The organism is Micromonospora sp. ATLC16 (assembly GCF_057196645.1).
On record NZ_JBXUOW010000130.1, the window covers coordinates 1 to 4,519 of the forward strand.

Genomic DNA, 4,519 nt, shown 5'->3' on the forward strand with positions numbered 1-4,519 from the left:
GACCCGGCGGGCCGGCGCGGAGGTGGCGCCCCTGCGCGGAGCGCTCGCCACCGACGCGATCGATCTCACCCACGGTGCCGCCGACCTGGCCGCCTTCGGAGCGACCTCGGACGCGCTGGCGGCTGCCGGTCGGCGGACCCGCCGCCTGGCACGGCTGGAGCGGCGACTCGCCGCGCTCGGCTTCGCCGTCGACGCGGCCGGGGTCCTGGTGGCCGGCCTCACCGTCGGGGCGGTGGTGTACGTGGCCCTCGCCACCGGTGTGGACGGCGTCCTGGTCGGGGTCCTGGCCGTCGGCACCCTGGCCGCCGTGGAGATCGCCCTCGCGCTGGTCGGCGCGGCCCGCCAATGGACCGGGCTGCGGTCCGGCCTGGCCCGGGTCGCCCAGCTCCTGGCACCGGATGACGCCGGTCCGGGGACCGCCCGGACCTCCGCCGACCGACGTGCGGCAGATACCGCGAGCTTGCGCGACGCCAGCACGCCGGGCTTGCCCGACGCCCACATGGCGGGTGGGCACGGCGCTGAGTCGGCCGAGACCGCCGAAGAGAGCGTGACGGGACCGGTCGACACGGCATCGACGGTCCGGTTCGAAGCGGTGACGGTTCGGTACCGGGCCGGTGCTCCCGCCGCGCTCGACGGTGTCGACCTTGAGCTGGCACCCGGACGCCGGGTCGCATTCGTCGGTCCCAGTGGCGCGGGCAAGAGCACCCTGGCCGCCGTGCTGACCGGCGCGGTGTCCCCCACCGCCGGCCGGGTCACCCTGAACGGACGGGACGTGTCGGCGTACCCGCCCCAGGAGCTGCCCTACCTGGTCGGCGGGTTGCTCGCCGAGGCGTACGTCTTCCACGCCACCGTTCGGGACAACATGCTGCTCGGTCGGCCGAATGCGGACGAGGACGCGCTGCTCACCGCCGCCACCGCCGCCGGGCTGGCGGACTGGGTCCGGGATCAGCCGGACGGCTGGGACACGGTGGTCGGTGAGGAGGGCGGACAGCTCTCCGGTGGTCAACGGCAGCGTCTCGCGCTGGCCCGCGCCCTGCTCGCCGCGCCAGGTGTTCTGGTGCTCGACGAGCCCACGGAGGGTCTCGACCCGGCCGCCGCCGATGCGGTGCTGGCCAGCGCATTGGCCGCGACCGTCGGGCGCTCGGTGCTGCTGATCACCCACCGGCTCAGCGGCCTCGCCGGACTCGACGAGATCGTGGTGCTGGACGCCGGCCGGGTCGTGCAGCGGGGCCGACACGCGGCGCTCGTGGCGACGCCCGGCTGGTATCGGGAGCAGTGGGTGTTGCAGCAGGCCGCCGAGCACGGCTACCTCGCGTTGCCGGGCTGATCCGTCGGGGCCGCCTCCGGGATGTCCCCGAGGCCGGAACGTCAGGCGGCATGGCAGGGTTGGGGCCATGCCGGTCAGGGATGACGTGTTGGTCGAGGAGCACCTGCGGCAGCTCGCCGGCCGGCTCCGTGGACCACGTCGGCTGCGGGCCGATCTGATCACCGAAGCCCGGCACGGGCTGCTCGACGCCGCCGAGGCGTACCGGGACAGCGGACTGCCGGCGGGTGAGGCGTCGCGCCAGGCGGTTGCCGACTTCGGTACGCCGGACCAGCTAGCCCCGGCCTACCAGGCCGAACTCGCGGTGGCCGCGCTGCGCGGGCTGTCCCTGCGGGTGGTCGCCTTCGCCGCGACCGCCTCGATCGCCGGTGACCTGACCTGGCACGGATCGAGCTGGAGCAGCGGGCCGCGACCACCCGCCGGTTACCTGCTGTTGTCGCAGTCGGTGGAGTGGATCTGGGCGGGCGCCTTCCTGCTCGGTCTGGCCGGGCTCGTGCTGGTCGCGGCCACCGCCCGCTCGACGCGTCCCGCACTGACCGCGCTGGCGCGCAGCGCCGGTGTCGCGCTGACCGGGACCGCCCTGCTGGGCGCGGTGGCCGGGGCCGGTCTGTTCTCCTGGTCGATCGTGCTGTGGGACGCGGCCCTGACCTGGCCCCCGATGATCACCGGAATGGTCGTCGGCGCCGCAGCCCACGTATGGCTGGGCAGCGCCGCCCGCACCTGGCTGCTGGCCGCCCGCTGACGGTCAGCCCGCCGGGGTGGGTGTGGTGCCCGGGTCCAGAAAGCGGCCGACCGTCGAACTGAACTCACGCCACCCCGACCGCTGGTCGGCCAGCGCCCGCCGGCCGGTGTCGGTCAACTCGTAGGTCCGCCGTTCCCGCCCGTTGACGGTGCTCCACGCGCTGACCACGTGTCCGGCCCGCTCCAGCCGTCGCAGCGCCGGGTAGACGGTGCCGGTGGGCAAGACGAGCCGACCGTCACTGCGCGCCCGCAGGGCCTCGATGATGGCGTAGCCGTGCAGGGCCCCCCGCTCCAGCACGGCCAGGAGCAGGGCGTCGAGGTGTCCGTGCAGCGCCTGGGCGTTCATGCGTAGACACGCTACTTGTTATCCGCGTGGTGAGGCCATCGGGGTGCGGCCAGCGGTTACCCAGCGCAGCCAACTAGGGTATGTGCCCAGAGTCACTCACCGGCATCAGCGCCGGGGGTGGTAGCCCGACGCACACGGAGGTCACCGTGGCACGCCAGTCGCCCCAACGGCCGGACGCCGACGAGCCCGAGCTCGATGACACGACCGGCACCAGCGAGCCGGACGTCGCCGCGCCGGCCGACTCCGCGCCCGACGTCGCCGCGGCGGAGACCGCGAACCGTGCGCTCTGGGACGAGCTGCGGATGGCTCCGGTGGAGATCGCCCTGCCGGCGGGCACCGGCTTCACGCTGCGCGCGTACCGGGCGGCTAACGAGCTGACCCCGACCGACGTGGCCGAGCGCGACGCCGACGACCCCTTCCTCGCCCGCCGGCAGGTCGGCCCGGCCGAGGGCCACGACGACGAGGAGGAGGGTGACGTCGTCATCCTCGACGAGGACGTCGCCCGGGAGTTCGCCGAGAGCGAGGACGAGGAGAAGCAGGCGCAGCGCGGCGACGACGCCACCGAAGACGGCAAGGAAGACGCCGACGAGGTCACCGCCGACGAGGCCGACGGCGAGGAGGTGCCGGTCTTCCTGACCCACAAGGGTCGGCTACTGCTGTTCAAGACGCCCGAGTCGCTTGTCAGTTTCGTCCGTTCCGGCGCACCCAACGATCTGTCTCAACTGGACAGTTGGGATGAGCTGTCCGAACGGATGGAACCAGCCGACATCGCGCCGCTGAACGATGACGTCTACGAACTCGACCTCGTCGTGGAGAACCTCCGCGGCGGGCACGACACCTGGGATCCGACGCTGCTCATCGAGGCCGGCGAGGTCGCCCGCGACCTGGCGTACGCCCTGCGGCTGCCTGCGGTGCTGGACATGCTCCACACCGGCTCCAGCCTCGACGACCTGGACGAGGCGCTACGGGCATCCGTCGGCGGCGGCATCGGTGGCTTCATGGGACGGCGTAGGCTGAAGAAAATCGGGGCACAAACCGCAAGTCTGGGTTGGCGGACCATTGTCGGAAAGATCTCTGCAGTCGTGGACTGGCGCGACTGACCCGCACCAGGGAGCATCAGTCTCTGGCAGAGAAAGCCCTGTGTCCCGGGAGGAGGACGACGCCGTGGCGCTCGTGCGCGTGTACTGCGGTCTGACCTCGGCGGACCCGGCCGACCGACCGGTCTCGACCGGATCGGCGCTGACGTCCGCTGTGGTCGACGACGCAGGCCGTCTGCTGCATGTCTGCGAGATCGGCGACGACCCGACGGGCTACGCCCGGCTGGTCACGCTGCTCGTGGAACGCTCGGGCGGGCCGAGCGGTGCGGCGATAGCCGCCGACAGCGACGACCACACCATCACCTCTCTGCTCAGCGCCGCAGGTCGCCCGCTGGCGATCGCCGACGACGACTCTGTGGACGACTTCGCCGAACGGTTCGCCGACGACGACTCGCTGGAGGAGATGCAGTCTCCGCCGGCCGTCCGGCGCGCCGTCGGTCTCGCCCGGGCGTTGCAGGCCGGCGCTCTGTCGGCGGTGACCCTGCCGGCTCCCCGCGACCTCGCCGGGTACAAGCAGGTCCTCGCCGCACACGCCGCGCTGGCCAGCGGTCGACACTCCGCCGCAGTCGCGCTGCGCGAGGTGCTCCGCGAGCTTTACCCGGCCGCGTTGCGCGCCTACCCCGACCCGGCCGAGTCGATCCCGCTGGCCGTACTGGACGCGCTGCCCGAGCCGGGCATGCTGACCGACGCGGCCGGCCGGGGCCGCGACGCCGCGGTCACCGCGGACGCCGTCACCGCTCAACTCGCCGCCGAAGGGGCGGGCGACGCGGAGGCGATCGACGAGGCCGTCACCGCGCTGCGCGTCGCCATCTCCGAGACCCCCCGGCGGGCCACCGTCAACCGGGCCCTCACCTCAGCCGCCGCGGAGACCATTCGACAGGCGGTCGCCTCGGTCCGGGCCTGTGACGCCGGCTGCGACGCGCTCGTCGGTGCGTTGCGCGCCCGTACCGCCGGGCCGACGGCGACGCCCGGCCGGCGAGCCGCCGCGCGCCGCGGCGAACAGGTCGGCGA

4 protein-coding genes and 1 pseudogene are annotated in these 4,519 nt (G+C 73.6%); 4 read left to right on the top strand and 1 reads right to left on the bottom strand.

Annotation, left to right across the window (positions count from 1 at the left end):
* Both AC2CHE_RS26420 and AC2CHE_RS26425 read left to right on the top strand, forming a co-directional pair.
* Positions 1–1,327 (top strand): ATP-binding cassette domain-containing protein (locus AC2CHE_RS26420; protein WP_484507541.1); only part of this gene is annotated, 1,327 nt, incomplete at its 5' end.
* A gap of 67 nt (positions 1,328–1,394) precedes the next feature.
* Positions 1,395–2,066 (top strand): permease prefix domain 1-containing protein, encoded by a 672-nt coding sequence (locus AC2CHE_RS26425; protein ID WP_484507542.1) that lies wholly within the window; start codon positions 1,395–1,397, stop codon positions 2,064–2,066.
* A 3-nt stretch (positions 2,067–2,069) separates the two neighbouring features.
* Here the strand turns inward: AC2CHE_RS26425 and AC2CHE_RS26430 are convergent, their stop codons facing one another.
* Positions 2,070–2,411 (bottom strand): PadR family transcriptional regulator, encoded by a 342-nt coding sequence (locus AC2CHE_RS26430; RefSeq protein ID WP_484507543.1) that lies wholly within the window; start codon positions 2,409–2,411, stop codon positions 2,070–2,072.
* An 80-nt stretch (positions 2,412–2,491) separates the two neighbouring features.
* On the opposite strand from AC2CHE_RS26430, the gene AC2CHE_RS26435 reads away from it, so the two are divergent.
* Both AC2CHE_RS26435 and AC2CHE_RS26440 read left to right on the top strand, forming a co-directional pair.
* A complete protein-coding gene (locus tag AC2CHE_RS26435) occupies positions 2,492–3,511 on the top strand; it encodes a DNA primase (protein ID WP_484507544.1) in 1,020 nt (339 codons plus the stop codon).
* A gap of 40 nt (positions 3,512–3,551) precedes the next feature.
* A pseudogene (locus AC2CHE_RS26440) lies at positions 3,552–4,519 on the top strand (transposase); the annotation flags it as partial.

Excerpts from the sequence above, each read along its gene's own strand:
- AC2CHE_RS26425 (WP_484507542.1), top strand. The coding sequence starts at position 1,395 with ATGCCGGTCAGGGATGACGTGTTGGTCGAGGAGCACCTGCGGCAGCTC.
- AC2CHE_RS26435 (WP_484507544.1), top strand. The coding sequence starts at position 2,492 with ATGTGCCCAGAGTCACTCACCGGCATCAGCGCCGGGGGTGGTAGCCCG.
- AC2CHE_RS26430 (WP_484507543.1), bottom strand. The coding sequence starts at position 2,411 with ATGAACGCCCAGGCGCTGCACGGACACCTCGACGCCCTGCTCCTGGCC.